The sequence below is a fragment of the Streptococcus sp. genome (assembly GCF_032481935.1).
Classification (GTDB): domain Bacteria; phylum Bacillota; class Bacilli; order Lactobacillales; family Streptococcaceae; genus Streptococcus.
This window is the reverse complement of record NZ_JAWERU010000008.1, coordinates 1-26,079: the sequence shown is the minus strand read 5'-3', so window position 1 is coordinate 26,079 and position 26,079 is coordinate 1. Positions and strand designations below refer to the sequence as shown.

General features: G+C 40.3%; 27 protein-coding genes and 1 pseudogene. 21 read left to right on the top strand and 7 right to left on the bottom strand.

Annotation, left to right across the window (positions count from 1 at the left end; all coding sequences use genetic code 11):
• The first annotated feature begins 92 nt into the window (after positions 1 to 92).
• The 3 genes from E7C97_RS02185 to E7C97_RS02175 are packed head-to-tail and all read left to right on the top strand — an operon-like array spanning position 93 to position 3,214.
• Complete coding sequence (locus E7C97_RS02185) at positions 93 to 1,466, top strand: M20/M25/M40 family metallo-hydrolase (RefSeq protein ID WP_316107987.1); 1,374 nt, start codon at positions 93 to 95, stop codon at positions 1,464 to 1,466.
• The gene (locus E7C97_RS02180) at positions 1,459 to 2,520 is read left to right on the top strand and encodes a methionine ABC transporter ATP-binding protein (protein WP_316107986.1); all 1,062 of its coding nucleotides are present in this window, start codon (positions 1,459 to 1,461) and stop codon (positions 2,518 to 2,520) included. Before E7C97_RS02185 ends, E7C97_RS02180 begins: the two co-directional genes overlap by 8 nt.
• A 1-nt stretch (position 2,521) precedes the next feature.
• Positions 2,522 to 3,214 carry a methionine ABC transporter permease gene (locus E7C97_RS02175; protein ID WP_004250431.1) on the top strand — a complete coding sequence of 231 codons (693 nt, stop codon included), beginning with the start codon at positions 2,522 to 2,524 and terminating at the stop codon, positions 3,212 to 3,214.
• 219 nt (positions 3,215 to 3,433) lie between these two features.
• On the opposite strand, the gene E7C97_RS02170 is transcribed toward E7C97_RS02175, so the two are convergent.
• Positions 3,434 to 4,003 (bottom strand): MptD family putative ECF transporter S component, encoded by a 570-nt coding sequence (locus E7C97_RS02170; protein WP_316107984.1) that lies wholly within the window; start codon positions 4,001 to 4,003, stop codon positions 3,434 to 3,436.
• 131 nt (positions 4,004 to 4,134) lie between these two features.
• On the opposite strand from E7C97_RS02170, the gene E7C97_RS02165 reads away from it, so the two are divergent.
• From E7C97_RS02165 to E7C97_RS02105, 13 genes and pseudogenes are all read left to right on the top strand, one after another.
• The gene (locus E7C97_RS02165; RefSeq protein ID WP_316107983.1) at positions 4,135 to 4,986 is read left to right on the top strand and encodes an Rgg/GadR/MutR family transcriptional regulator; all 852 of its coding nucleotides are present in this window, start codon (positions 4,135 to 4,137) and stop codon (positions 4,984 to 4,986) included.
• A gap of 189 nt (positions 4,987 to 5,175) precedes the next feature.
• Positions 5,176 to 6,423, top strand: coding sequence for a transporter (locus E7C97_RS02160; protein ID WP_316107982.1), 1,248 nt, complete (start codon positions 5,176 to 5,178; stop codon positions 6,421 to 6,423).
• Positions 6,424 to 6,503: 80 nt separating this feature from the next.
• Complete coding sequence (hisS, locus tag E7C97_RS02155) at positions 6,504 to 7,784, top strand: histidine--tRNA ligase (protein WP_316107981.1); 1,281 nt, start codon at positions 6,504 to 6,506, stop codon at positions 7,782 to 7,784.
• Positions 7,784 to 8,251, top strand: a pseudogene (locus E7C97_RS02150) (hypothetical protein). The gene hisS and the pseudogene E7C97_RS02150 overlap by 1 nt, the downstream one beginning before the upstream one ends.
• A 9-nt stretch (positions 8,252 to 8,260) precedes the next feature.
• Positions 8,261 to 8,467 carry a helix-turn-helix transcriptional regulator gene (locus tag E7C97_RS02145; RefSeq protein ID WP_001176235.1) on the top strand — a complete coding sequence of 69 codons (207 nt, stop codon included), beginning with the start codon at positions 8,261 to 8,263 and terminating at the stop codon, positions 8,465 to 8,467.
• Positions 8,467 to 8,670, top strand: coding sequence for a hypothetical protein (locus E7C97_RS02140; RefSeq protein ID WP_316107979.1), 204 nt, complete (start codon positions 8,467 to 8,469; stop codon positions 8,668 to 8,670). The genes E7C97_RS02145 and E7C97_RS02140 overlap by 1 nt, the downstream gene beginning before the upstream one ends.
• On the top strand, positions 8,667 to 9,017 hold the full coding sequence (locus tag E7C97_RS02135; RefSeq protein ID WP_316107978.1) for a PspC domain-containing protein: 351 nt from the start codon (positions 8,667 to 8,669) through the stop codon (positions 9,015 to 9,017). Before E7C97_RS02140 ends, E7C97_RS02135 begins: the two co-directional genes overlap by 4 nt.
• A 14-nt stretch (positions 9,018 to 9,031) precedes the next feature.
• Entirely contained in the window at positions 9,032 to 9,769 is a 738-nt protein-coding gene (locus tag E7C97_RS02130) for a DUF3169 family protein (RefSeq protein ID WP_316107977.1), read from the top strand.
• A gap of 55 nt (positions 9,770 to 9,824) precedes the next feature.
• The gene (locus tag E7C97_RS02125; protein ID WP_316107976.1) at positions 9,825 to 10,538 is read left to right on the top strand and encodes a DUF3169 family protein; all 714 of its coding nucleotides are present in this window, start codon (positions 9,825 to 9,827) and stop codon (positions 10,536 to 10,538) included.
• Between the two features lie 9 nt (positions 10,539 to 10,547).
• Positions 10,548 to 11,189 carry a CPBP family intramembrane glutamic endopeptidase gene (locus E7C97_RS02120; protein ID WP_060955101.1) on the top strand — a complete coding sequence of 214 codons (642 nt, stop codon included), beginning with the start codon at positions 10,548 to 10,550 and terminating at the stop codon, positions 11,187 to 11,189.
• A gap of 18 nt (positions 11,190 to 11,207) precedes the next feature.
• Positions 11,208 to 11,423 (top strand): hypothetical protein, encoded by a 216-nt coding sequence (locus E7C97_RS02115; protein ID WP_000832173.1) that lies wholly within the window; start codon positions 11,208 to 11,210, stop codon positions 11,421 to 11,423.
• Between the two features lie 148 nt (positions 11,424 to 11,571).
• On the top strand, positions 11,572 to 13,335 hold the full coding sequence (aspS, locus tag E7C97_RS02110; protein WP_316107973.1) for an aspartate--tRNA ligase: 1,764 nt from the start codon (positions 11,572 to 11,574) through the stop codon (positions 13,333 to 13,335).
• A complete protein-coding gene (locus E7C97_RS02105; protein WP_316107972.1) occupies positions 13,313 to 14,254 on the top strand; it encodes a YitT family protein in 942 nt (313 codons plus the stop codon). Before aspS ends, E7C97_RS02105 begins: the two co-directional genes overlap by 23 nt.
• 63 nt (positions 14,255 to 14,317) lie before the next feature.
• Here the strand turns inward: E7C97_RS02105 and E7C97_RS02100 are convergent, their stop codons facing one another.
• The 5 genes from E7C97_RS02100 to E7C97_RS02080 form a co-directional block, all read right to left on the bottom strand.
• On the bottom strand, positions 14,318 to 15,304 hold the full coding sequence (locus E7C97_RS02100; RefSeq protein WP_049526424.1) for a LacI family DNA-binding transcriptional regulator: 987 nt from the start codon (positions 15,302 to 15,304) through the stop codon (positions 14,318 to 14,320).
• A 9-nt stretch (positions 15,305 to 15,313) separates the two neighbouring features.
• Positions 15,314 to 16,114 (bottom strand): DUF1189 domain-containing protein, encoded by an 801-nt coding sequence (locus tag E7C97_RS02095; protein WP_301393821.1) that lies wholly within the window; start codon positions 16,112 to 16,114, stop codon positions 15,314 to 15,316.
• A gap of 204 nt (positions 16,115 to 16,318) precedes the next feature.
• A complete protein-coding gene (locus E7C97_RS02090; protein WP_006146131.1) occupies positions 16,319 to 17,161 on the bottom strand; it encodes a sugar ABC transporter permease in 843 nt (280 codons plus the stop codon).
• 1 nt (position 17,162) lies between these two features.
• Positions 17,163 to 18,452, bottom strand: coding sequence for an ABC transporter permease subunit (locus tag E7C97_RS02085; protein ID WP_316107969.1), 1,290 nt, complete (start codon positions 18,450 to 18,452; stop codon positions 17,163 to 17,165).
• 123 nt (positions 18,453 to 18,575) lie between these two features.
• Entirely contained in the window at positions 18,576 to 19,847 is a 1,272-nt protein-coding gene (locus E7C97_RS02080) for an extracellular solute-binding protein (RefSeq protein ID WP_301393812.1), read from the bottom strand.
• 417 nt (positions 19,848 to 20,264) lie between these two features.
• Between E7C97_RS02080 and malQ the strand changes: the two genes are divergently transcribed.
• The 3 genes from malQ to E7C97_RS02065 all read left to right on the top strand — a co-directional run bounded on the left by malQ (position 20,265) and on the right by E7C97_RS02065 (position 24,550).
• Positions 20,265 to 21,782, top strand: a complete 1,518-nt coding sequence (gene malQ / locus E7C97_RS02075; RefSeq protein WP_316107967.1) for a 4-alpha-glucanotransferase — start codon at positions 20,265 to 20,267, stop codon at positions 21,780 to 21,782.
• A gap of 22 nt (positions 21,783 to 21,804) precedes the next feature.
• A complete protein-coding gene (gene glgP, locus E7C97_RS02070) occupies positions 21,805 to 24,063 on the top strand; it encodes a glycogen/starch/alpha-glucan family phosphorylase (RefSeq protein ID WP_316107966.1) in 2,259 nt (752 codons plus the stop codon).
• Between the two features lie 280 nt (positions 24,064 to 24,343).
• A complete protein-coding gene (locus E7C97_RS02065; protein ID WP_083280541.1) occupies positions 24,344 to 24,550 on the top strand; it encodes a hypothetical protein in 207 nt (68 codons plus the stop codon).
• Between the two features lie 108 nt (positions 24,551 to 24,658).
• Here E7C97_RS02065 and E7C97_RS02060 read toward each other — a convergent pair whose 3' ends face one another.
• Positions 24,659 to 25,507 carry a putative RNA methyltransferase gene (locus E7C97_RS02060; protein WP_316107964.1) on the bottom strand — a complete coding sequence of 283 codons (849 nt, stop codon included), beginning with the start codon at positions 25,505 to 25,507 and terminating at the stop codon, positions 24,659 to 24,661.
• 116 nt (positions 25,508 to 25,623) lie between these two features.
• Between E7C97_RS02060 and E7C97_RS02055 the strand changes: the two genes are divergently transcribed.
• Positions 25,624 to 25,902, top strand: coding sequence for a DUF6110 family protein (locus tag E7C97_RS02055; protein WP_000910910.1), 279 nt, complete (start codon positions 25,624 to 25,626; stop codon positions 25,900 to 25,902).
• 1 nt (position 25,903) lies between these two features.
• Positions 25,904 to 26,079, top strand: a 176-nt coding sequence (locus E7C97_RS02050; RefSeq protein WP_316108031.1) for an ATPase, incomplete at its 3' end; no start/stop codon positions are given.

The window sequence follows — 26,079 nt, the reverse complement described above, 5'->3', positions numbered from 1 at the left end:
CACCTCTTGCTTTTATATAGAGACTAAAGAAAAGGAACATCCACTTGTATTGATTCCAAAGGTACAAGTCCTAGTAGAAAGGTAGAGAGAAAATGGTTTTCCCTAGCCAAGAAGAACAAATTGAAAAGTTTGAAAAGGATCATGTGGCGCAACATTACTTTGAAGTTTTGCGGACCCTGATTTCTAAAAAATCAGTCTTTGCCCAACAAGTCGGCTTGAAAGAAGTGGCTCGTTATCTAGGCGAGATCTTCAAGCGTGTAGGTGCAGAGGTCGAGATTGATGAGAGTTATACGGCACCCTTTGTCATGGCGCATTTTAAAAGTTCACGCCCAAATGCCAAGACTATCATTTTCTACAACCACTATGACACAGTACCTGCGGATGGCGACCAAGTCTGGACAGAGGATCCATTTACGCTTTCTGTCCGTGATGGCATCATGTATGGACGCGGGGTTGATGATGACAAGGGACATATCACTGCCCGCTTGAGTGCTCTTAGAAAATACATGCAGCATCATGATGATCTACCAGTCAATATCAGTTTCATCATGGAAGGCGCAGAGGAATCTGCCTCTATGGACTTGGACAAATATCTAGAAAAACATGCGGACAAGCTTCGTGGTGCAGATTTATTGGTCTGGGAACAAGGAACCAAAAATGCCTTGGAACAGCTAGAAATCTCTGGTGGGAACAAAGGAATTGTGACTTTTGATGCCAAGGTCAAGAGTGCCGATGTGGATATCCACTCTAGCTATGGCGGTATTGTAGAGTCAGCGCCTTGGTATCTGATTCAAGCCTTGACTAGTTTGCGAGCTGCAGATGGACGTATTTTAGTTGAGGGCTTGTACGATGAGGTTCAAGAGCCTAATGAACGAGAGTTAGCCTTGGTTGAAACCTATGCTCAACGCAATCCAGAGGAAATCAGCCAGATTTATGGCTTGGAATTGCCACTTTTACAAGAGGAACGTACAGCCTTTCTAAAGCGTTTCTTCTTTGAACCAGCACTCAATATCGAAGGGATTCAGTCTGGTTATCAGGGGCAAGGAGTTAAAACGATTCTACCAGCAGAGGCTAGTGCCAAGCTAGAAGTTCGTTTGGTTCCTGGCTTGGACCCACATGATGTTTTGGATAAAATCCGGAAACAACTAGACAAAAATGGCTTTGATAAGGTAGAATTATACTATACCTTGGGTGAGATGAGTTATCGGAGCGATATGAGTGCACTAGCCATTCTCAATGTGATCGAGTTGGCTAAGAAATTCTATCCACAGGGCGTTTCAGTCTTGCCGACTACAGCTGGGACAGGACCTATGCATACGGTATTCGATGCCTTAGAAGTACCTATGGTTGCCTTTGGTCTAGGAAATGCTAATAGCCGAGACCATGGTGGAGATGAGAATGTACGAATCGCCGATTATTACACCCATATTGAATTAGTAGAGGAGCTGATTAGAAGCTATGAGTAGAGATATTATCAAGTTAGATCAGATCGATGTGACTTTTCACCAAAAGAAAAGAACCATCACAGCGGTCAAGGATGTGACTATTCACATCCAAGAAGGGGATATCTACGGAATCGTTGGATATTCTGGAGCAGGGAAATCAACCCTAGTTCGTGTTATTAACCTCTTACAAAAGCCATCTGCAGGCAAAATTACCATTGACGACGATGTGATTTTTGATGGCAAGGTGACCTTGACGGCAGAGCAGTTGCGTCGTAAACGTCAGGATATCGGGATGATTTTCCAGCATTTCAACCTGATGAGCCAGAAGACAGCAGAGGAGAATGTAGCCTTTGCCCTTAAACACTCTGGACTCAGCAAGGAAGAAAAGAAGGCTAAAGTAGCTAAACTGCTTGACTTGGTTGGTCTTGCGGACCGTGCCGAAAACTACCCTTCACAGCTTTCTGGAGGTCAAAAACAACGTGTGGCTATTGCACGTGCCTTAGCTAATGATCCAAAAATTTTGATTTCAGACGAGTCAACTTCAGCTCTTGATCCAAAGACAACGAAACAAATCTTGTCACTCTTGCAAGAATTGAATCGTAAACTAGGTTTGACGATTGTCTTGATTACACACGAGATGCAGATTGTCAAAGACATTGCTAACCGTGTGGCAGTGATGCAGGATGGTCGCTTGATTGAGGAAGGTAGCGTTCTTGAAATCTTCTCTGATCCTAAGCAACCATTGACTCAGGACTTTATCTCGACTGCGACAGGTATCGATGAAGCTATGGTCAAGATTGAGAAACAGGAAATCGTAGAGCACTTATCTGAAAACAGCATTTTGGTACAACTCAAGTATGCAGGCGCTTCTACAGATGAGCCGCTTTTGAATGAATTGTACAAGCACTACCAAGTAACAGCTAATATTCTCTATGGAAACATTGAAATTTTGGATGGTACTCCTGTAGGTGAACTTGTGGTTGTCTTGTCAGGAGAAAAAGAAGCCTTGATAAGCGCTCAAGATGCCATTCGTCAGGCTGGTGTGCAACTAAAAGTATTGAAGGGAGGACAGTAAGATGGCAGAATTGATTAAAGCATACTTACCAAACGTCTATAAGATGGGTTGGTCTGGTCAGGCTGGCTGGGGAACAGCAATCTACTTGACCCTTTATATGACGGTTCTTTCCTTCATCATCGGAGGTTTCCTAGGGCTGGTTGCAGGGCTTTTCCTTGTCTTGACAGCTCCAGGTGGTGTCTTGGAAAATAAAGTTGTTTTCTGGATTTTAGACAAGATTACCTCTATCTTCCGTGCGGTGCCATTTATCATTCTCTTGGCTGTCTTGTCACCCTTCTCTCATCTAATCGTAGGGACAAGTATCGGGCCAAATGCGGCTATTGTACCCCTATCTTTTGCAGTCTTTGCCTTCTTTGCTCGTCAGGTACAGGTGGTATTGGCAGAGCTAGATGGCGGTGTCATCGAGGCAGCTCAAGCTAGCGGAGCTACTTTCTGGGACATCGTAGGTGTTTACCTATCGGAAGGTCTACCAGACTTGATCCGTGTGACAACTGTGACCTTGATTTCACTAGTTGGTGAAACAGCTATGGCGGGAGCGGTCGGAGCAGGTGGTATCGGTAACGTAGCTATCGCCTACGGATTTAACCGTTTCAATCATGATGTAACAGTCCTTGCGACTCTCATCATTATCCTGATTATCTTTACAATTCAGTTCTTGGGAGACTTTTTGACCAAGAAATTAAGCCATAAATAAAAAAGAGCCAGCTAGCTCTCAGATTGAAGAAAAAGTCAATTTTGGACAATTTTCTTCAATCTTTTTCTTTTACTAGAGAAAATAAAAAACTCTTAAAAATGGCATGTTTCAGCATTTCTAAGAGTGTTCATTATACGGTAGCCCAACCTTTATAGGGGCAATTTTTTAATTACTGATAGAGTTTGTCTACCTACTGAGAGCCGTGTGGCTCTTTTTCTATCACATTTTATCTGCGAATTTCTTACTAAGCGCTTGTCCAATAAGGGCGCCAAGTAAAGCACCAATGAGGACACTTGCTACAAAGAGAAGGATAGTACCAGGATTAGGAGCGACCATGATGCGATCAATATAGTCCTGAGATTTTCCACGAGCAACTAGGGTTGCTATGTAAGCTTGAGGTGTCAACCACATGAGTAGGATGGGACCAGTAGTACCAAAAGCAAAAACTAGGAAGGAAAGAAGGTTCTTGACCTTATCTTTGTAGTGGCCAAGATGAGCAATGCCATCTGCTGCAAGACCGCAGATGATTCCTGGAAGAAAGGCACCAGCACCATGCTTGCTTCCGAGGAAAAATAGAGAGATAACGAGCCCAATCGTAGTAATAGCTCCAAAACGAGGAACCTTTGCTAAAAGGATCATATAGACGCTACCACCCACAAGAGCAGAAAAGGCAGGGGCGTAAAACATATTTCCAGTGTGGTCGACAAGGTTTCCTAGTAGAACCCCTACTCCGATGCAGAGAAAGTAGACAAGGGCAGCTACAAGGGTCGTCAAGATATTCTTTTTCATAAATTCTCCTTCGTATATCTGATGTTTTTCATTGTACCATGCTTATGGCAGATTGTAAATGCTGGTTTGGAACTAGTATTTATTAGGAAATGTGGTAAAATAGGAAAAAATAAAAGACGAGTGGTAAGAGGATGAAGAATTTAGGAAAAGTTTTTAAAGAGTTACGAGAATCAAGAAAAATTTCCTTGAGAAAAGCAACAGGTGGACGCTTTTCAGCATCCTTATTGTCGCGTTTTGAAAATGGTCAGAGTGAAATATCTGCTCCAAAGTTAATCACAGCTTTGGAGAATATTCATGCGAGTATGGAAGAATTGTTATTTTTGGCGAGAGGTTTTCATCAGGATGCCTATTCTGAATTTAGAAACAGAATAGTTGAGGCTATTGACCCTCAAGATTTGACATCCTTGCGCACTCTCTACCAGAGAGAGTATCAACAACTTCCTTTTTCAAAAGATAGACAGCAACACATTCTCAATGCTATTTTAATAAAATCCTATATGAAAGCCATTGATGAGACGGTTACATTGACCGCTGAGGAAGTAAGAGTCCTACATGATTATCTATTTTCTGTCGAAATTTGGGGGCACTATGAACTGTTGTTCTTTTCTTCTTGCTCTCCTCTTTTGTCGATCCAGCTTTTTACAAAGTACACTCGAGAAATGTTGCGGAAGTCAGATTTCTTGAAAGGAGTTGGGAAAAATCGAAATATGATGCATACCTTGCTCCTCAATGCTTTTATGGCCTGTATTGAAATTGATGATTTTACCAATGCCCTCTATTTTAAAAAACAAATTGAAAAGAACTTCTTTGAAGAAAATGAAACCTATTTTCGAATAGTCTACCTATGGGCAGAAGGTTTGCTTGATAGTAAGCAAGGAAGAGTAGAGGAAGGGCAGAGAAAGATGGAGGACGCTATTCGTATTTTTGAGATGATTGGTTGTAGCAGATCTGCTGACTATTATAGAAGCACCATGAAGTGTTGAATATCTGCAACTAGATAAAATAACTTGAAACGATAGGACTGTGAAGATACTTATTAGCATTAGACAAATTCTAGCGTTTTCGTTATCAGTTTAGTCTGTTGCATATATTCAAAAATATCTTCTCGTAAGATTCTTGATGCTATACTAGAGCTACCATAAAAGTAGTATATGAGAAAGAGAGGAATCTATATGAAACTATTACTAAGAAATCAAGCTTACAGAGTTTTGAGTTTATCACGATTTTTCAATGCTTTTGGAGCTTCCATTTTTAATTTAGTGTTTGTGGTCTATGCCTCGACTTTGCCAGAGGCTTCTGTTGCCGTTGCAATGGCGAATGTTGTGATGATGCTTCCAACTCTTTTTACAGTTTTTGTGGGAATTCGGGCAGATTACACGAGGGACAAGGTCAAATGGATGACCTATGTCGGTTTATTTCAGGCGGTTTTATTTTTTCTAGCAGCCCTAGTTGTTCAGCAAGCTAGTTTCTTTGCCTTTTCGACCCTTTGTCTCATCAATGTCATTAGTGATGTAGCTAGTGATTTTGCGGGTGGCTTGCGAATGCCTCTCGTTAAAGAAAAGGTCGCGGAGCAAGATTTGATGGAGGCTTACTCATTTTCCCAGTTTATCACCTATATTTCTGCTATTGGCGGCCAAGCTTTTGGAGTTTGGCTATTAGGGGTGTCAACACAGAACTTTTCGCTTGTAGCGGGAATCAATGCCATATTTTTCCTAGTGTCAGCTCTCATTCTCTTTTTAGGAAGGGCTGAATTAAGCTTATCAACTCCATTTGCTGATAGTAAATCACTGAAAAATGAGAAGCTTTCTATCAAAGATCAGTTTTTAACGATTTACCGAAACCTACGTCTCGTTTTTCTTAAAAGTGGACAGAAAAACTTTGGTTTTATGCTCTTTGCTATCTTGCTTATCAATGCTTTGGGTGGTGCCTTAGGTGGTATCTATAACATCTTCCTTTTAAATCATTCCTTACTGAATTTTTCCTACAAGGATGCCTTGTTTATCTTACAATTGATTACCTTATTAGCAGTCATCATCAGTAGCCTTACGGGAAATGACTATTTTGGGAAGCAATCTTTGCCTAGATTGATGATGTGGGTTACATTAGGAGCCAGTCTAGTTGGTCTATCTAATTTGGTAAACCAAGTCTTGCTCGGGATGCTTTTCGTCTTTTTTACCATGTATATCTCTGGTAAAATTTCCCCCAAAATTAGTGCTATGTTGCTGAAAAATCTCGCTCCGGAGGTTCTCTCTCGTACCAGTAATTTTTTAGGTTTGTTGTTTACTCTATCTATACCAGTGGGGACGGCCTGTTTTTCACTGGTGGCGGTATGGGATATACAGTTGACTTGGATGCTTTTCGTAGGTCTTTCTCTGATAGCTATTCTTCTGACAAGTCTCAATCTCAAAAATGAAATTTAGGTGTTAGTCTTCTTTTCACACTGTCCCAATCCCCTCATTTATGGTAAAATAGGACTATTAAGTTATAAAGAGGATTCTCTATGAAATTACAAAAACCAAAAGGAACGCAGGATATTTTACCTGCTGAGTCTGCCAAATGGCAGTACGTTGAAGGATTTGCGCGTGAAATTTTCAAACGCTACAACTATGCAGAAGTACGCACGCCTATTTTTGAACATTATGAGGTCATCAGTCGTTCTGTTGGAGACACAACTGATATCGTAACCAAGGAAATGTACGATTTCTATGACAAGGGTGACCGTCATATCACTCTCCGTCCAGAAGGAACAGCACCGGTCGTTCGTTCTTATGTGGAAAATAAACTCTTTGCACCAGAAGTTCAAAAACCAAGTAAGTTCTACTACATGGGGCCAATGTTCCGCTATGAGCGCCCACAAGCAGGTCGCTTGCGTCAATTCCACCAGATCGGTGTGGAGTGTTTTGGCTCTAGCAATCCAGCCACAGATGTGGAAACAATCGCTATGGCAGCTCATTTCTTGAAAGAAATCGGCATCCAAGGTGTTAAATTGCACCTCAACACGCTTGGAAATCCTGAGAGCCGTGCGGCCTATCGTCAAGCCTTAATTGACTACTTGACACCTATGAAAGATACCTTGTCTAAGGATAGCCAACGTCGTTTGGAGGAAAACCCTCTTCGTGTCTTGGACTCTAAGGAAAAAGAAGACAAGGTAGCTGTGGAGAATGCACCATCTATCTTGGATTTCCTTGATGAAGAAAGCCAAGCTCATTTTGATGCTGTGCGTCAAATGTTGGAAAACCTTGGAGTAGATTACATCATCGATACCAATATGGTTCGTGGTTTGGACTACTACAACCACACGATTTTTGAATTCATCACTGAGATTGAGAGCAATGCCTTGACAGTCTGTGCAGGTGGTCGTTACGATGGCTTGGTTGCTTACTTTGGTGGTCCTGAGACTGCTGGATTTGGTTTTGGACTTGGTGTAGAGCGTCTGCTTCTCATCCTTGAAAAGCAAGGTGTGTCTCTCCCTATCGAAAACGCCCTAGATGTCTATATCGCTGTTCTCGGTGAAGGAGCTAATCTTAAAGCCTTGGAGTTGGTACAAGCTCTTCGCCAACAAGGTTTCAAAGCAGAGCGCGATTACCTCAACCGTAAGCTCAAAGCGCAATTCAAGTCAGCCGATGTTTTTGCTGCTAAGACTCTTATCACTCTTGGAGAGAGCGAGGTCGAAAGCGGACAAGTCACCGTCAAGAACAATCAAACGCGAGAAGAAGTTCAAGTTTCACTTGAAACAATCAACCAAAACTTCTCAGAAATCTTTGCAAAATTAGGATTTTAATAACAGATAAACTGGTCAGGATCTTACTCCTGACCTTTTTCTTTTGCAAAATGACAAAAATCTTAAACTTTTTGACAAAGATGCTTGTCAAAAATAAAAAGATGTGTTACAATGAAATCAAGTTAAGAAAAGTATAGCAGAAAGGAACGATTATGTGGGCATTAGGATTTGTACCTCTTATGATAATCTTTTATCTCGACCATACCCAAAAGGTCAAGAAACTAGAAAATAAAATCAAAAGAATTGAGCAAAAAGAGAAAGGAAATACAGATATGTCAAGATTATTAAAAGAATTGATTGGGAGAACGCCAGTCATCGTTGGACAATTGTTTGGGACAGATAACTGGGAAGTGGTGGATGTTGATGAGGAATGGGTCAAGCTACGTCGTGTAGATAAAAAGGGAAAAGAAAAATTCAAACTACAACGCATTGAGGATATCCAAACGATTCAATTTGACGGAGAGTAGGTGTGTAACATGCAACTAAAAAATCGTCTAAAAGAGCTTCGGGCTCGCGATGGCCTGAATCAAACCGAACTGGCCAAACTAGCTGGCGTGTCCAGACAGACTATTAGCCTATTAGAACGGGATGAGTACACGCCGTCCATCGTCATTGCCCTGAAGATTGCTCAGATATTCAATGAGCCTGTCGAGTCAGTCTTTCGCTTAGAGGAGGATGAGTGATGAATAAGTTTAAAGTGATTTATTATCTATGTATAGTTGTGTTTATCGTTAATCTTTTGGCTATGATTGGAACCTTATTTGGTTGGTTTACTGTCGTTGAAAGTAAATATCTCTTCTGGATAAATTTAGTTCTACTATTAGTCTTTAGATGGGTAGAGAGAAAGATAAAGTTTAAAGAGATCGTAAAAGGAGAAAAATTATGAAAGAGTTTTTAGCAGGTTTTCAAGTCGATACAGAGAACAAAGCACTTGCAGGTGTTTGTGCAGGTTTAGGAAATTATTTTAACATTCAAGCCAATATCGTTCGTTTGGTGACAGTCTTCTTGTTTCTCTCTTCGACGGAGATTGGTATTTTAACAGTTACAGCCTATGCTTATCTAGCAGGTTGGCTTGGCAATGAATCCTTGGGAGATGGAGCGAAAAAAGCAAGAAACCAAGCTATTATCCTACTTGTTGTTTGTTTGCTTTTGGTATCACTTGGAGCAGAGGGATTGACAACTATTTTTGAATCAGGGAAAGCCTTTGGTCAATGGTTGGCTGGATTGTTTTAGAAAGAGGTTAAAAGATGGAAAAGAAACGTGGATTATTATTATTTTTAGCAGCTGTTGTCTTGGGAGGTTTCTTGGGCGGTTTTGTAGGGATGTTTAAGGCCGATGCCGAATCCTACGAAGTTATTTTAGATGTAAAAGTCTTGATCCCCTGGATATCAGCTATTTGTTTACTGATAGGTTTCATTAGCATTCTTTTGACTTTCAATTTCTTAAAGAAAAGCAGAAAATTTCACTCCTTGTATCAAGAGGAAATGGATGATGATCTGAATGAAACCTATTATGTGCAAATGTATCGGAATCTCGAGTTTGGAACCATTACTTTTAATATTACAAACGTAGCAATTTTATTGGCTCTCTTCATTTCAGCAAATGAAGCGATTATATTAAATAAAAGCTTTTTAACCTTATCTCTTTCTTTTTTGGGATTAGTGTTGGTTTTCAATGTTCAAAAATCTCTTTATAAGACCATTGCGATTGTTCGTCAGTTTGATTTGGCATTTTTCTCTACACCAAAGGATGTCTTGGACTATATCAATTCTTACGACGAAGGGGAGCGTCAGGCTAATTTGGAACAGAGTTTTCGGATTTTATTCCAATTAAATCAGTATGTCTTGCCAGGTCTCTACTTTCTGATTGATCTCTTTTCCTTACTGACAGGAGAGATTCAGCTACTAGCCTTCTTACTTGTCGGAGCTATCCATGTTTATATCAATGTGATGCAGTTACCTATGGTGAAACGTTATTTTAAATAGGAAAGATCACTGAAACTACTAAAGGTTATTGGCTAGTTTAGATAGAGGTCAGAAAATGAATAATAATCGTAAATGGTTGAGAGTAGTAATGTGTATGTTAAGTGCTTTTGTAGGAGTCTTTGCTTACACTCTTAGAGGTATAGTTGAACAGATTCAAATGTCACAAGTCTTACCTACTATTTATGGACTTGCTCTCGTTATTGGAGGACTTTCCTTCATCTTAGCCATGTATTATCTTGGTAAGAGTCGAGAAGTTTATACTCTTTATCAAAGGGGGACAGAGGAAGAAGATAGTGATCAGACTTATGTAAGAGCCTATCGTTACTTGGATTATGGTTCGGTTTCTTCCAATGTTTTGATGATAGCAATGATGACCAGTGGGATTATACTGATTTCTCCGATATTTAAGAATACCTTGCTAATTCTTCCAGCTCTTATTCTATTATGCTTATACATTATTGTTGCCAATTACTTGTTGCGAACTATTTTTATCGTTCGACACTATAAACTGTCTGCTTATTACACTCCAAAAGATATTTTAGATTATCTTAACAGTTATGATGAGGGAGAAAAGCAGGCAGAGATGGAGAGTGCCTTTTTAACTCTGTTTAGGCTGGATCAAATTTTACTGCCATCACTCTATTTTTTATTGATAGTATTATCAGTTGTTTTACGAGAAATACAAGTGGTTGCCTTAGTTCTTTTAGTTGTCATCCATATCTATATCAATGTTGCACATTTACGAAAAACAAAACGTTATTTTAAATAGGAGAATCTTATGAAAACACTTAAAAATATTGGCTGGTATAGTCTTACTTTCTTATCATTTATTATGGTCTATAGTTTTATTCAGGGCGTAGGCTTAGAAGCCATGAAAATGGGTGCGCCTGAATATGTTGCTGTCCCAATTTATGTCTTATTAGCAGGAATTTTCACCTTCGTTACCTACAAGTGGTATAAGACAGGAACCGTTACGATTGAAAAAACAGCCCTCAACAAATACATCTGGTTGCCTGCCTTGGTGTGGGCCCTTGTCATTGTTGCTCAATTCTTTTTGCCAAATGATCCATCAGTCAATCAACAGACGGCAGAACAATTGACTCATAATCAACCTCTCTTCGCTTTCTTCATGATAGTTGTCTTTGCGCCCCTGACAGAAGAGTTAACCTTTAGAGGTATGCTAGCTCGTTATGTCTTCCCTCAACAGGATAACATCAAGCAGACAGCTCTCTTTCTACTAGTAACAAGCATCATCTTTGCCCTCGTTCATTTCCCTGGAACTCCACAACAATTCCTAGTGTATGGTTCCCTCGGTTTGAGCTTGGGGTTGGCTTATATCAGCAAGGGTGGACTGGCTTACAGCATTGCTTTACATGCTTTAAATAATTTAATCGGATTTTTAATGATTCTCATGCTATAATAGACTCAGGAGGAAGTCATGAAACGAGTGATATTATTAGCAGTGATTCAGGCAGTTGTTCTCTTCTTTATCATTGGAGCGCTTGCCTATGCTTTTAAAGGGGATTTCTTTTATAACAATCTAGCAGTTATCTTTGCACCAATTGCAGGTATTATGCGATTTGCGACAGCCTATGCGACGGAGATTGTTCTCCCTAAAAAGGCAGCAGAGATTGCTGAAAAGCGTAAAAAATAAAGAAATACCAAGTAAAATAAGATCTAGCGAATGACTTTGCTGGATTTTTTCATTTATAGCAGGATTCTTCTCAACTTTTCTGATGATTTTCATGAAGAGCCTGCGCTTTTATGGTAAAATAGTAACAGAATAAAAGAGGAGAGAAAACATGAAACGTAGTATGTATGCTGGTCGTGTTCGTGAGGAGCACATCGGACAAGAAATTACCTTGAAAGGATGGGTTGCCCGTCGTCGTGACCTTGGTGGTTTGATCTTTATCGATCTTCGCGACCGTGAAGGAATCATGCAGTTGGTTATCAACCCAGAAAAAGTATCTGCAGAGGTGATGGCAACAGCTGAAAGCCTTCGTAGTGAATTTGTCATCGAGGTGACTGGTCAAGTTGCTGCACGTGAGCAAGCCAATGATAAGTTGGCGACTGGAGCAGTTGAGCTGAATGTAACAGCTCTTACTGTGCTTAACACAGCCAAAACAACACCATTCGAAATCAAGGATGGCATTGAAGCAAACGATGATACGCGTCTACGTTACCGTTACCTTGACCTTCGTCGTCCAGAAATGTTGGAAAACCTTAAACTTCGTGCCAAGGTAACTCATTCTATCCGTAACTACTTGGATGAGTTGGAATTTATCGACGTAGAAACACCATTCCTTTCTAAATCAACGCCAGAAGGGGCGCGTGACTATTTGGTACCATCTCGTGTTAATAAGGGCCATTTCTATGCCCTTCCTCAAAGTCCGCAGATTACAAAACAGTTGTTGATGAATGCTGGGTTTGACCGTTACTACCAAATTGTTAAATGTTTCCGTGATGAAGACTTGCGTGGTGACCGCCAACCTGAATTTACCCAGGTCGACTTGGAAACTTCATTCTTGACTGAGCAAGAAATTCAAGACATCACAGAAGGCTTGATTGCGCGTGTGATGAAGGAAACAAAAGGCATCGAAGTAACACTGCCATTCCCTCGAATGAAGTATGGTGATGCTATGGCTTTTTATGGTTCTGACAAGCCTGATACTCGTTTTGAAATGTTGCTTCAAGACTTGACAGATCTTGTCAAGGGGGTAGATTTCAAAGTCTTCTCAGAAGCTCCTGCGGTTAAAGCCATCGTCGTCAAAGGCGCAGCAGATAACTACTCACGTAAAGACATCGATAAGATGACAGAAGTAGCCAAGCAGTATGGGGCTAAAGGTCTGGCTTGGGTCAAGGTTGTTGACGGTGAATTAAACGGTCCAGTTGCTAAATTCTTGACTGGCATTCAAGCAGACTTGACAGCGGCGCTTGATCTTGAAGATAAGGACTTGGTTCTCTTTGTGGCAGATACGCTTGAAGTAGCCAATGCAACACTTGGGGCCCTTCGTGGACGTATTGCGAAGGAACTAGGCTTGATCGATACTGACAAGTTCAACTTCCTCTGGGTTGTTGACTGGCCAATGTTTGAATGGTCAGAAGAAGAAGGTCGTTACATGAGTGCCCACCATCCATTTACCCTTCCTCAAGCAGAAACTGCTCATGAGCTTGAAGGTGATTTGGCTAAGGTTCGTGCCATTGCTTATGATATCGTCTTGAATGGTTATGAACTTGGTGGTGGTAGTCTTCGTATCAACCAAAAAGAACTTCAAGAACGTATGTTCAAAGCTCTTGGTTTCTCAGCTGAAGAAGCAAATGACCAGTTTGGATTCCTTTTGGAAGCTATGGACTATGGCTTCCCACCACACGGTGGTTTGGCTATCGGTCTTGACCGTTTTGTCATGTTGCTCGCTGGAGAGGAAAATATCCGCGAAGTCATTGCCTTTCCTAAGAATAACAAGGCTAGCGACCCAATGACGCAAGCACCATCAACAGTAGCTCTTAAACAACTAGAGGAACTTAATCTACAAGTAGAACAAGATGAAACAAACGAAACGAACTAAAAAGTGGTACCATTATCTTCGCCGATTTGCTTATCGAGTAAAGATTTTGCGTGTTTTACAAAGTATTTCTCGAGAAAAATACGATGAAAAAATCTCAGCTTCTCTGGTATATGGTTTTCTATCAGCAGTAGCCGTCAATTTCTTTTTCCAACCAGGGCACGTTTATTCAAGTGGTGCGACAGGTTTGGCCCAGATTATATCTGCCCTTAGTAATCACTGGTTTGGTTTTCATTTCCCGATTTCAGTAGCCTTTTATGCCATCAATATTCCTCTCATGATTTTGGCCTGGTACCAAATTGGGCATAAGTTCACGATTTTTACCTTTATAACGGTATCCATGAGCTCGCTCTTTATCCAGTTTGTGCCTGTAGTGGTCTTAACAGAGGATCCCATCATCAATGCCCTTTTTGGGGGTGTCGTTATGGGACTGGGGATCGGCTTTGCACTACGTCATAACATCTCCAGTGGTGGAACAGACATTGTCAGCTTAACCATTCGTAAGAAGACTGGGCGTAACGTCGGAAGTATCTCTTTCTTGGTTAATGGTACAATCATGTTGATTGCAGGAGTGACCTTTGGTTGGAAATATGCCCTTTATTCCATGATTACTATCTTTGTCTCAAGTCGTGTGACAGATGCAGTTTTCACCAAACAAAAACGCATGCAGGCCATGATTGTTACTAGCAATCCAGATGCCGTCATTGAGAAAATCCATCATAAATTGCACCGTGGAGCGACTATGATCCATGATGCTGAAGGAACTTATAACCACGAACGTAAGGCTGTTTTGATTACGGTTATCACTCGTGCAGAGTTCAATGATTTTAAACTGATCATGAAGCAAGTTGATCCAACAGCCTTTGTTTCTGTTTCAGAAAATGTTCATATTCTAGGACGATTTGTCGAAGTCGAAAACTAATCAATTATAAAAATAGATTACAAAAAACCAACTCTAAGCAAAAGATGTTAGAGTTGGTTTTTCTTATTTTTCAATGATTTCATGTGCAATCACTTGACGATAGCAGATTTGACGATTTTCTTTGACATCGTTGATGATTTGAAGAATCGTCTCAAAGGAAGTGCGACCAAGAGTAAGACTATTAATATTGACATAGGCCGCTAGGTTTAATCTTGGATTAACAGAATCAAAGCTGAGAACAGGGACATTAAGCTGATGTTCGTTGAGGTAGTTACAAACACCTTCAGCTAAGAGGCTATCTGTTGTGATAACAGCATCGGTTTTTGGATCGTATTCAAAAAGTTGTTTGCTAAATTTATAGCCCTTTTCTTCAAGAAATTCATCTGCAAAGAAAGTACGATGACTATCAAGAGGTAGATTGTGTTCTTGAAGGGCTTGCTCGTAACCTCTTAGACGATCCTGCGTAACGTAGAGTTTCTTGGTACCACCGATGAAAGCAATGCGGCTGCATCCTTTTTTGATGAAGTATTCGGCTGCATCAAATCCGGCTTGGATGTTATCGTTGTCAACAAGTGGAATAAAAGGTGATAGTGATTTCCCAAGGATGAGGAAGGGAAATTGTTCTTCTGTAACGAGTTTAACCAAGGGGTCATTTTCTTGGGCATACAAGAAGATAAGACCGTCTACACGCTTTCCATAGACCATCTGTGAAATTGCATTTAAGCGCTCTTTTTCGTCTTTTCCAGTTGCAATCTGGATGGCATAGTGATTTTCTGAAGCAACTTGTGCAATTCCTCTAAGGACAGAAGGAAAGAAAGGATTTTGGTAGAAAACATCTGAATCATCTGGAAGAACCAAGCCGATAACCTGCGTATAACTGCTAACCAGGCTTCGGGCATTGAGGTTAGGATGATAGTTGAGTTCCTTCATTGCCTTTCGAACTCGTTTTTTTGTTTCATCGCTAATGGTTGATTTGTTTTGAATAACACGGGTTACGGTTGAGGGTGAGACCCCTGCAGCCTTGGCCACGTCTTTAATCGTAACAGGCATAATAAACTCCTACTTATGGTAGTCTTGATCACGGAAATGCGTTTTGTAAAAGATAGTGACCAGGTATAGAACAAATAAAATATTTTGAACAGTAATCAAAGTTGCCATGTTTTGCCCCAAGAGACCGAGAATCATGGCAAGTAAGGTTGGTAATCCTAAACAGTTCAAAATGAAATGATAGCACTCTTTGTAGCTTTTAAATGAAAAGAGACGTGATTTTTTCGTAAAGTAGAGCAAGAGGCTAGAACCTAGAGCAACGATGAAAAAATTAAGTCCGAAGAGGAAGCTAGAACCTAACACAAGAAAGAGGCTAACATAGATACGATTCTGTTGATACCAGTCTTTAGAAATGTCTTGTGTTAAGCTTTCCTTGCTTTGGAAACTATCGGTCGTGATCGCATGATAGCGAATGCTAGTCAATTCTTTTCCTTGCTTGCTGATGATGAGTTTCTCAGGTTCAAAGTTCAGAAGTAATTCCTCAGGGAAGTTTGAACTAGAAGGGTCTCCGATTTGGATAGAAGCTTGATGAGGAGATGAACCTGTATAGCTCAACTTACCATCTACAATCTTTGCATTGGTAGCCAAATCCTGAACCACACTATCCGTCAAAGGAGTGTAGACATCATCGATGAAAGTTTCTAAAGGATAAGTTTCCTGAGAACTGTTCTGGATGGCAATAGGGACCATAGACAAACTAATCAGGAAAATACTGGTAAAAATCAGTTGAAACCAGTTGAGACCAAAACGTTGAGATAGGGGCTTACGAAATCCCCAAATACTATTAAAATAAGAAAATGGATATGGTAACATAAATCTCTTTCTATAGGCATTTTTCTATATGAGTATTATATAGAGAAATGTATTTTATTTCAAGCAGGGGAGACAAATCCTTGTTAAAAGTAGACTTTTAATAAAAATTATCAACTAGCCATGAGGGGATTTTAAATAAGTTCTTGTTTTTTATCAGACTATATCAGCACAAGTTCAAAAATGAAAAAGGGTGGCGGGGGTATATTACCCCTTGTCGCCACCGCTTGTAAGTCCTGAAACGAAGTTCTTTTGCAAGAAGAAGAAAAGTGTACAGATTGGAAGAGCGATGAGGATAGCACCTGCTGAGAAGTAGGCGATCTTCATGTTCTTCACATTGCTAACGAAGGTTTGTAGACCAACGGCAACTGTAAAGTATTCTTTTTCACGAAGCAAGAAACTAGAGAGGATATAGTCTCCGAAAGGTCCCATAAAGGCCCAGAGTGCTTGTACAGCAACCATTGGGCGAACAAGAGGGAGAACGATTTGCCAGAAGCGGCGGAAATGTCCTGCACCATCAAGTTTTGCAGACTCATCAAGAGACATTGGCACGGTGTCAAAGTAACCTTTCATCAACCAAGCATTCATAGGGATACCACCACCAACGTAGAGGAAGATGAGGAACCAGCTATGGTTAAGGGCATTCAACATGAGGGCCATAACGAAGAAGGCAGTCAAAGCGGCCATTGTTGGCACCATTTGGATAATCAAGAAGAAGACCAAACTTTGTTTACGAGCCAAGAAGTTGTAACGGCTATAAGCATAACCAGCAAGTACGATAATACTTGTTTGCACAACCATGGTAATCAAGGCAATAATCAAAGTATTGAGGTACCAAGTACCGTATAAGGTTTCAGTGAAGAGTCCTTTAAAGTTATCAAAATTAAAATCGATGTTGCTGTCTAGTTTAAAGGCTGCCACGTTACCTGCCTTGAAGGCTGACATGATAGTAATCAACAGTGGATAGATAATCACGATTGAAAGGCCAATCAAGTAAAGGTAAGTAAGGGTTTGAGTCAGTCTACGTTTGAGTTTAATTGAGTTATTCATCTTAGACGTCCTCCATATCAAATGCGTGTAGTTTCTTGAATGCGATCATAGAGATTGAGATGACAATGATAGAAATAATCAAGGTAACAGCTGCCGCCATTGAGTATTGAGGTGATGTACCTGTTGTCAAGCGGTAGATCCATGAGATCAAGATATCAGTTGAACCAGCTCCCCCTCCGACAGTACCAGGTCCTCCACCATTGAAGAGGTACATGATAGAGAAGTTGTTAAAGTTGAAGGTGTATTGGCTAATCAAAGTAGGTGCTGCAACAGCCAAGATCATTGGGAAAGTGATGTTGCGGAATTTTTGCCAAGCATTGGCACCGTCAATATAAGCTGCTTCGTAAAGGTCGTTAGGAATAGATTGCAAGATACCCAAAGTCAAAACGTAGATATATGGGAATCCAAGCCAACCTTGCATCATAATCAAGGCAACCTTAGTCCAAGTAGGGTCTGTTTTCCAAGGGATGAGTGCCCCATCAAGGAAAGGAAGAACCTTAGCAAAGAGAGGGATAACTTGGGTATTGATTGCTCCAACACTATCGTTAAACATGTTTGAGAATGTCAAGATAGTGATGAAGGCTGGGACAGCCCAAGGAAGAAGGAAAATAACACCAAAGATACGTTTCCCCTTGATGAATGGTTGGTTGGCAATAATAGCTGTGAAGATACCGATTACAATCTGTAAAGTTGATGCAGACAAAGCCCAGATAATAGTCCAAGAAAGAACAGAACCGAAGGCTGAACGGAAGGTACTCAAGCTCCAGATATTTGTGAAGTTAGTCAAACCAACCCAGTCTAACAATTTGTTTGGTGGTAAGTGTTGGAAATCGTAGTTAGTAAAGGCAATCATCAAGGTTACAATAACCGGGAAGATAATCGCAAATGTCATGGCAACGTAAGATGGGATAATGAGCAAGTATGGGAATCCATTTTCATAGATACCTTTAATCATATCCTTAAGTGTCAATGGGACAGGGATGCCATTATTGATACGTTTTGCAATAGTGTGAGCGTCTTTAATATTGAGAATATAAAAGGCTAGATAAACAATTACAAAAATAGAGTGAAATGCACCACGAATCAACATGAAGAGAGAGTTGTCACGGCCAGGTTTTTCCCCAAGTGTGATCAAGTTGCTCAATTCAGGTGCTGCAAGTGCTATAAAATAGAGGACAAAAACTACTGTTACAGCAAGGAAGATAAAACCTTTAGCTTTTTGTTTATTATAGATTTGCCCCAACCCAGGAATCAATGAAAGCAAGGCTGCTTTTTTTGGTTGTTGTTCCATGAGTGCTCCTTTCATAAGATACGAGCGTTGAGCTCGATGCTAATCAGTAAAACTACTGAAAACATTGTCAGTGTATCTAAAAATCAAGGGAGATGTTTGAATTATCTCCCTTGAAGCAATCAATTAGTTACCAAATTTTTGTTGGATTGTTTCTTTGATCAATGTTACAGCATCATTAGCAGCTGTTTTAGCATCTTTCTTACCACTTACAGCTTCAAAGAGCATTGTTTTAGCTGGGTCCCAAACAGCTGACATTTGAGGGATGTTTGGCATTGGTTGAGCGTTTTGGAACTGTTTGATAACAGCTGTTGTCAACTCATCGTTTTTACCTTCAGCATATGAACGAGCCTCAGTGTTAGCTGGGATTTCGTTAGTTTTATCATAGAAGGCTTTTTGTTCTTCAGTTGAAACAAGGAAGTCTACAAATTTTTGAGCAGCTTCAAGGTTCTTAGTACTTGATGGGATGATCCAAGCTTTACCACCACCGAATGTTTCATAGTTTTTACCGTTTGGAAGAGTTGGGATAGTCGCAACACTGTAGTTTACTTTAGCATCTTTGAAGGCCTGAGCTTTCCAAGGACCATCAATGATAGCAGCTGTTTTACCTTCTTGGAATTGAGTTTGGATTAGGTTTGGAGCTCCTTCCGTATCTTGCATACCTTTAGGCCATTTTTCGTACCAAGTTTTAGCGTAGTTGACAGCAGTGATAGCTCCTTCGTTTGCAAGTCCGATATCTTTAGGATCTTTACCGTTGTCACCAAATACGTAACCGCCGTTACCAGCAAGAAGTCCGTATGCATAGTAGAAGTTTGTCCAGTCAGCAAGGAAGGCAGTTGTTTTACCATCTTCACCAGCGAAGGCATATTTGCTATCTTTAGCAAGGTTTTCCAAGTCAGCAAAAGTTTTTGGAGCTTCTTTAATCAAGTCTTTATTATAGTACAAAACAAGTGACTCGATAACAGCAGGAGCACCGTAAACTTTACCGTCAGCAGCTGTTACAAGAGATTTAGTTTTATCATCTGTTTTAGCACCGTCGCTCAATTTCACTTCTGAAAGTTGTCCGTCTTTACCAAGGCTACCTACTCGGTCGTATGGTGCCATCATAACGTCAGCAGCTTTACCAGATTGGTTATCTAGAGAAAGGTTATCGAGACCACCCATTTGGTCTCCTGTTTTGATAGTAACTTTTACTCCAGCTTCTTTTTCGTAAGCTTGTGCAGCTGATTCAGCAAATGCTTTATATTGGTCTTCAACGTATAAAGTAAGTTCTTTACCTTCAGATGAACCAGAATCAGCCGCTTTATCAGCAGTTTTGCTTCCGCAAGCTACCAAAAGCAAGCTAGCAAGAGTAGCAGTACCAAGTACAGCTGCGCTCTTCATGAATTTAGTTGACATAGTGTATTCCTCCTAAAGAATAACAAATTTTATAGTCTAGGAAACGCAAACGTTTTCCCTTATGACCATAGTATAGCACAAACAGAAAACGGTTGCAAGCGTTTTTTTGAAAAAATTTTAAAAAGCTTGTTACTAGCTAATTCCTAAAATTGTTTGTATAATAGAAGAGAAATAGGAAATCATGCAAATTTCGATTCAAAAATAATTGAAGGGAAACGATTGCATGAATAAGCTGAAGGTTGAAAGGATTTTAAAAATAAGAATATAGTAACTTAAAAGTTTATCAATAAAAAATAAATCATAAAAGTTTTTTTAAAAACGCTTGCATTTCTTTTTGAAATGGGTTATACTTTACTTAGCGCAAACGTTTGCGCACAAATTTGAAATAATTAATTAAAAAACACTTGAGGTGCTATTATGAAAAAACGTCAAAGTGGTGTGTTGATGCACATCTCATCACTTCCAGGAGCTTACGGAATCGGATCATTTGGTCAAAGCGCCTATGATTTCGTTGACTTCTTGGTTCGCACTAAGCAACGCTACTGGCAAATCCTTCCATTGGGAACAACAAGCTATGGTGACTCACCTTACCAATCATTCTCAGCTTTTGCAGGTAATACTCACTTTATCGATCTTGATATCTTGGTTGAGCAAGGTCTCTTGGAAGCAAGTGATCTTGAGGGAGTAGACTTCGGTAGCAACCCAACTGAAGTTGATTACGCTAAGATTTATTACGCACGTCGTCCGCTTCTAGAAAAAGCAGTTAAACGTTTCCTTGAAGTTGGGGATGTCCAAGATTTTGAAAAATTTGCTCAAGAGAACCAATCATGGCTTGAACTTTTTGCAGAGTATATGGCTATCAAAGAGCATTTTGATAATCTCGCTTGGACAGAGTGGCCAGATGCAGATATTCGTGCGCGTAAAGCTTCTGCTCTTGAAAGCTACCGTGAACAATTGGCAGACAAACTTGTTTTCCACCGCGTAACCCAATATCTCTTTTTCCAACAATGGTTGAAATTGAAAGCATACGCTAACGAAAACCACATCGAGATTGTGGGGGATATGCCAATCTATGTAGCGGAAGATTCAAGCGATATGTGGGCAAATCCACACCTCTTTAAAACAGATGAAAACGGGAAAGCAACTTGCATCGCAGGATGCCCACCAGATGAGTTTTCTGCGACTGGTCAGCTTTGGGGTAACCCAATCTATGACTGGGAAGCAATGGATCGCGATGGTTACAAATGGTGGATTGAACGCTTGCGTGAAAGCTTTAAAATCTACGATATCGTGCGTATCGACCACTTCCGTGGATTTGAGTCTTATTGGGAAATCCCAGCTGGTTCTGAAACAGCGGCACCTGGTAAATGGGTGAAAGGACCTGACTACAAACTCTTTGCAGCGGTTAAAGAAGAACTTGGTGACTTGAACATTATCGCTGAAGATCTTGGATTTATGACTGATGAAGTCATCGAGCTTCGTGAGCGCACTGGATTCCCAGGAATGAAGGTCCTTCAATTTGCCTTCAATCCAGAAGACGAAAGTATCGACAGCCCACACTTGGCACCAGCAAACTCAGTTATGTATACAGGAACACACGATAATAACACTGTTCTTGGTTGGTACCGTGATGAGATTGATGATCCAACTCGTGAGTACATGGCACGCTACACAAACCGTAAAGAGTACGAAACAGTGGTGCACGCTATGCTTCGTACAGCCTTCGCATCAGTAAGTTTCATGACGATTGCAACTATGCAAGATTTGCTAGAGTTGGATGGTTCAGCTCGTATGAACTTCCCATCTACTCTTGGTGGAAACTGGTCATGGCGTATGACAGAGGAACAATTGACTCCTGCTGTCGAAGAAACTTTGCTTGACTTGACTACAATTTATCGCCGTATCAATGAAAATTTGGTAAAATTAAAGAAATAAGACATTATCAGGAGACATAAAAATGTTACCATTAAAAGAATTTGTACAAAATCGTTACAATAAATCTATCGCAGAATGTAGCAATGAGGAGCTTTACCTTGCTCTTCTTAACTACAGCAAACTTGCAAGCAGCCAAAAACCAGTGAACACTGGTAAGAAAAAAGTTTATTACATCTCAGCTGAGTTCTTGATTGGTAAACTCTTGTCAAACAACTTGATTAACCTTGGTCTTTATGACGAAGTTAAAAAAGAACTTGCTGACGCAGGTAAAGAGTTGATCGAAATCGAAGAAGTAGAATTGGAACCATCGCTTGGTAATGGTGGTTTGGGACGTTTGGCAGCCTGCTTTATCGACTCAATCGCTACACTTGGATTGAACGGTGACGGTGTTGGTTTGAACTACCACTTTGGTCTTTTCCAACAAGTGCTTAAAAACAACCAACAAGAAACTATTCCTAACGCTTGGTTGACTGACCAAAACTGGTTGGTTCGTTCAAGCCGTAGCTACCAAGTGCCATTTGCACACTTTACATTGACATCTACTCTTTACGATATCGATGTACCTGGTTACAAAACTGCTACGAAAAACCGCTTGCGTTTGTTTGACTTGGATTCAGTTGATTCATCTATCATTGAAGATGGCATTAACTTTGATAAGACAGACATCGCTCACAACTTGACTCTTTTCCTTTACCCAGACGATAGCGACAAACAAGGTGAATTGCTCCGTATCTTCCAACAATACTTCATGGTTTCAAACGGTGCACAATTGATCATCGATGAAGCAATCGAAAAAGGAAGCAACTTGCATGACCTTGCTGACTACGCAGTTGTACAAATCAACGATACTCACCCATCAATGGTGATTCCTGAATTGATCCGTCTTTTGACTGAACGTGGTATCGAACTTGATGAAGCAATCTCTATCGTTCGTAGCATGACTGCTTACACAAACCACACAATCCTTGCTGAAGCCCTTGAAAAATGGCCTCTTGAATTCTTGGAAGAAGTGGTTCCTCACTTGGTACCAATCATCAAAGAATTGGACCGTCGTGTTAAAGCAGAATACAAAGATCCAGCTGTTCAAATCATTGATGAAAACGATCGTGTACACATGGCCCACATGGATATCCACTATGGATACAGCGTAAACGGGGTTGCCGCTCTTCACACTGAAATCTTGAAGAACTCAGAGTTGAAAGCTTTCTACGACATCTACCCAGAAAAATTCAACAACAAAACAAACGGTATCACATTCCGTCGTTGGCTTATGCATGCGAACCCAAGCTTGTCTCACTACTTGGATGAGATTCTTGGTCGCGAATGGCACCATGAAGCTTCTAAATTGGAAGACCTTCTTTCATACGAAGACAAGGCTGCTGTCAAAGAAAAATTGGAAAGCATCAAATCTCATAACAAACGTAAATTGGCTCGTCACTTGAAAGAGCACCAAGGTGTGGAAATCAATACAAACTCTATCTTTGATATCCAAATCAAACGTCTTCACGAGTACAAACGTCAACAAATGAACGCTTTGTATGTTATCCATAAATACCTTGACATCAAGGCTGGTAACATCCCTGCTCGTCCAATCACAGTCTTCTTTGGTGGTAAAGCAGCTCCTGCCTACACAATTGCTCAAGACATCATCCACTTGATCCTTTGCTTGTCAGAAGTGATTGCTAATGACCCAGCAGTTGCACCACACTTACAAGTGGTTATGGTTGAAAACTACAACGTTACTGCAGCAAGCTTCTTGATTCCAGCGTGTGATATCTCTGAACAAATCTCACTTGCTTCTAAGGAGGCTTCAGGTACTGGTAACATGAAATTCATGTTGAACGGAGCTTTGACTCTTGGTACTATGGACGGGGCTAACGTGGAAATCGCTGAGTTGGTTGGAGACGAAAACATCTACATCTTTGGTGAAGATTCAGAAACTGTTATCGACCTTTACGCTAAATCAGCATACAAATCAAGCGAGTTCTACGCTCGTGAAGCGATCAAACCATTGGTTGACTTTATCGTGAGCGACGCTGTTCTTGCAGTTGGTAAGAAAGAACGCTTGGAACGTCTTTACAATGAATTGATCAACAAAGACTGGTTCATGACTCTTCTTGACTTGGAAGACTACATCAAAGTGAAAGAGCAAATGCTTGCAGACTACGAAAACCGTGATGCATGGTTGGATAAAGTCATCGTCAACATTGCAAAAGCAGGATTCTTCTCATCTGACCGTACAATCGCTCAGTATAATGAAGATATCTGGCACTTGAACTAAGATATACAATTTAATAGTTATTACACTATCTAGTAAAAAAGCGAGTTTCAATTGAAATTCGCTTTTTTTTGAATGTTGTGGATTTGAGGTTGACTGGTCTCAAAAGAAAAAATAATTTGTCAATAATTTCTAGACTTAAAAATCAGACCTAGAGGACACTAAGAAGGCTGGTTGTACTACCATTAAGCCTAAGGTTCTTCTTAGCTGTTACCTCAAATTTCTTGTATTCGTTTACAAACAGTATTATAATAGTATTATAGTAAAGAAAGAAGGTGTTCTTATGTGGAAAAAATATTTTTCAAAATATAAATGGACTGATTTATTTTGGATTCTTTTTGTAATTTGGTCCTGCCTTTATATGGGTAATAGTTTCTCGTTTCCGCTTACTCATCAAGAAATCTCTTTTCATGGATGTTGTTATGGGGTATCACTTGCCTTATATCACTTGCTATTTATTGATAAATTTGTCATTTCAAATCGAAAATAAATAGAGAGGTCATAATTTTTTATACTTTTCGGAAAGACAGTGAAAAATCGCGATTTAAACCCGCATCTCGAGAAGAGGTGTGGGCTTGGTTTTATCTCATAAACTAGTTTACAGGGCTTTCCCGGCAAGAATCTCTGCTTCGATGGTGATCTCTGTCAGTTGGCTCCAATCAATCTTGCTTTGGTTAACGTGAAAGAGGAGGGGTGTCATGCTGAGCAGGGCTTGGCGTTGCTCTGCTGTGATAGACTTGGTCAAGGAAGCAATCTGACTAGATTGGATGCTAAAGTGTTCTTGGAAGTGTTCTTTGATATCTTGGTTGGAATAGTCTTTTTTTGTCAGCTGGTCCTGTACCATTTGACGGATTTCCTTGAGGTGGTTTTCAGTAGGAATGACCTTGATTAAGATGCCGTCCTTTGATAAGACTCGTCGGAATTCTCCGTAGTTGGCAGGTGAGAAAATATCAAGTAGGATATCCATGCTGGCGTCTTTTATAGGAAGGCGAGCTAAGTCACCAACAAACCAATTGACTGCCCAGTTGGGTTCGCTTTTGGCGGCGATTTGGACTGAATCTTTTGAAATGTCAAAGGCATAAAAGGTTTTGTCAGGGTGCACTTCTTGGAGTTTGCGAGAGTAGAAGCCTTCGCCACAGCCGATGTCCAAGACTGTTTTTGCAGATGGTTTAGTCGCTAGTAAGTGCGAGATACCTTCTAAAATAGCCTGATAAAAGCCAGCTTCTAGGATTTGTTGTCGATTTTGGAAATTTTCCTTGTCGTAGTTGGCAGATTGCTTGATTTGAGGAGCCAGATTGACATAACCGAATTTTGCCAGGTCAAAAGAATGGCGGTTATTACACTTGAGACTAGACTCTATCAAGGCCAGGTTTTCTTGGCAGATAGGGCAGGCAAAGGCAGTCGCAGTAGCAAAGCGCTGGAGTTTAGGTTTAAGGTTTGTATTCATAGTTTAAGTGTATCAAATGGGAGATTCAGTAGAAATAAAACTAATTCTCCAATTTATAGAATGAAATTGCTTTTATATCTAAATTGCTATATAATAATGATAAGGAGGAAATAAGTATGTTAAAAGAAGTACTAACCGTTGCAAAAGTTGCGAAAAAATCATCACTCTTTTTGGGTGGTGTCGCATTTGGTACCCTTGGTTTGAAAATCTTAGCAAGTAAGGAAGCTAAAAAAGGTTATTCTAAAGCTTTGGCTAAGGCTTACAAGTTGAAAGACGGGCTAGATGCATCTGTTTCTGTTGTGAAACAACATGGAGACGATGTCTTGCAAGATGCCAAATATTTGTACGAGCAAGAGAAAAAAGAAGAGCAATTAGATAGCCTTATAGGAGAATAATATGTCTTTTAAAGTGCTACATAGAGGATACCAACATATCCGACTATCATCTTCTTTTTCACTCACCTTGGATATTCAAGACTATCTTCGTTCCTTGGCGAGAGATGAAAAGGGGATTGAGTCTATCCAGTTTTACATGGATCAACAGCACTTTACTCTACGCATAAAAGAAGGCTT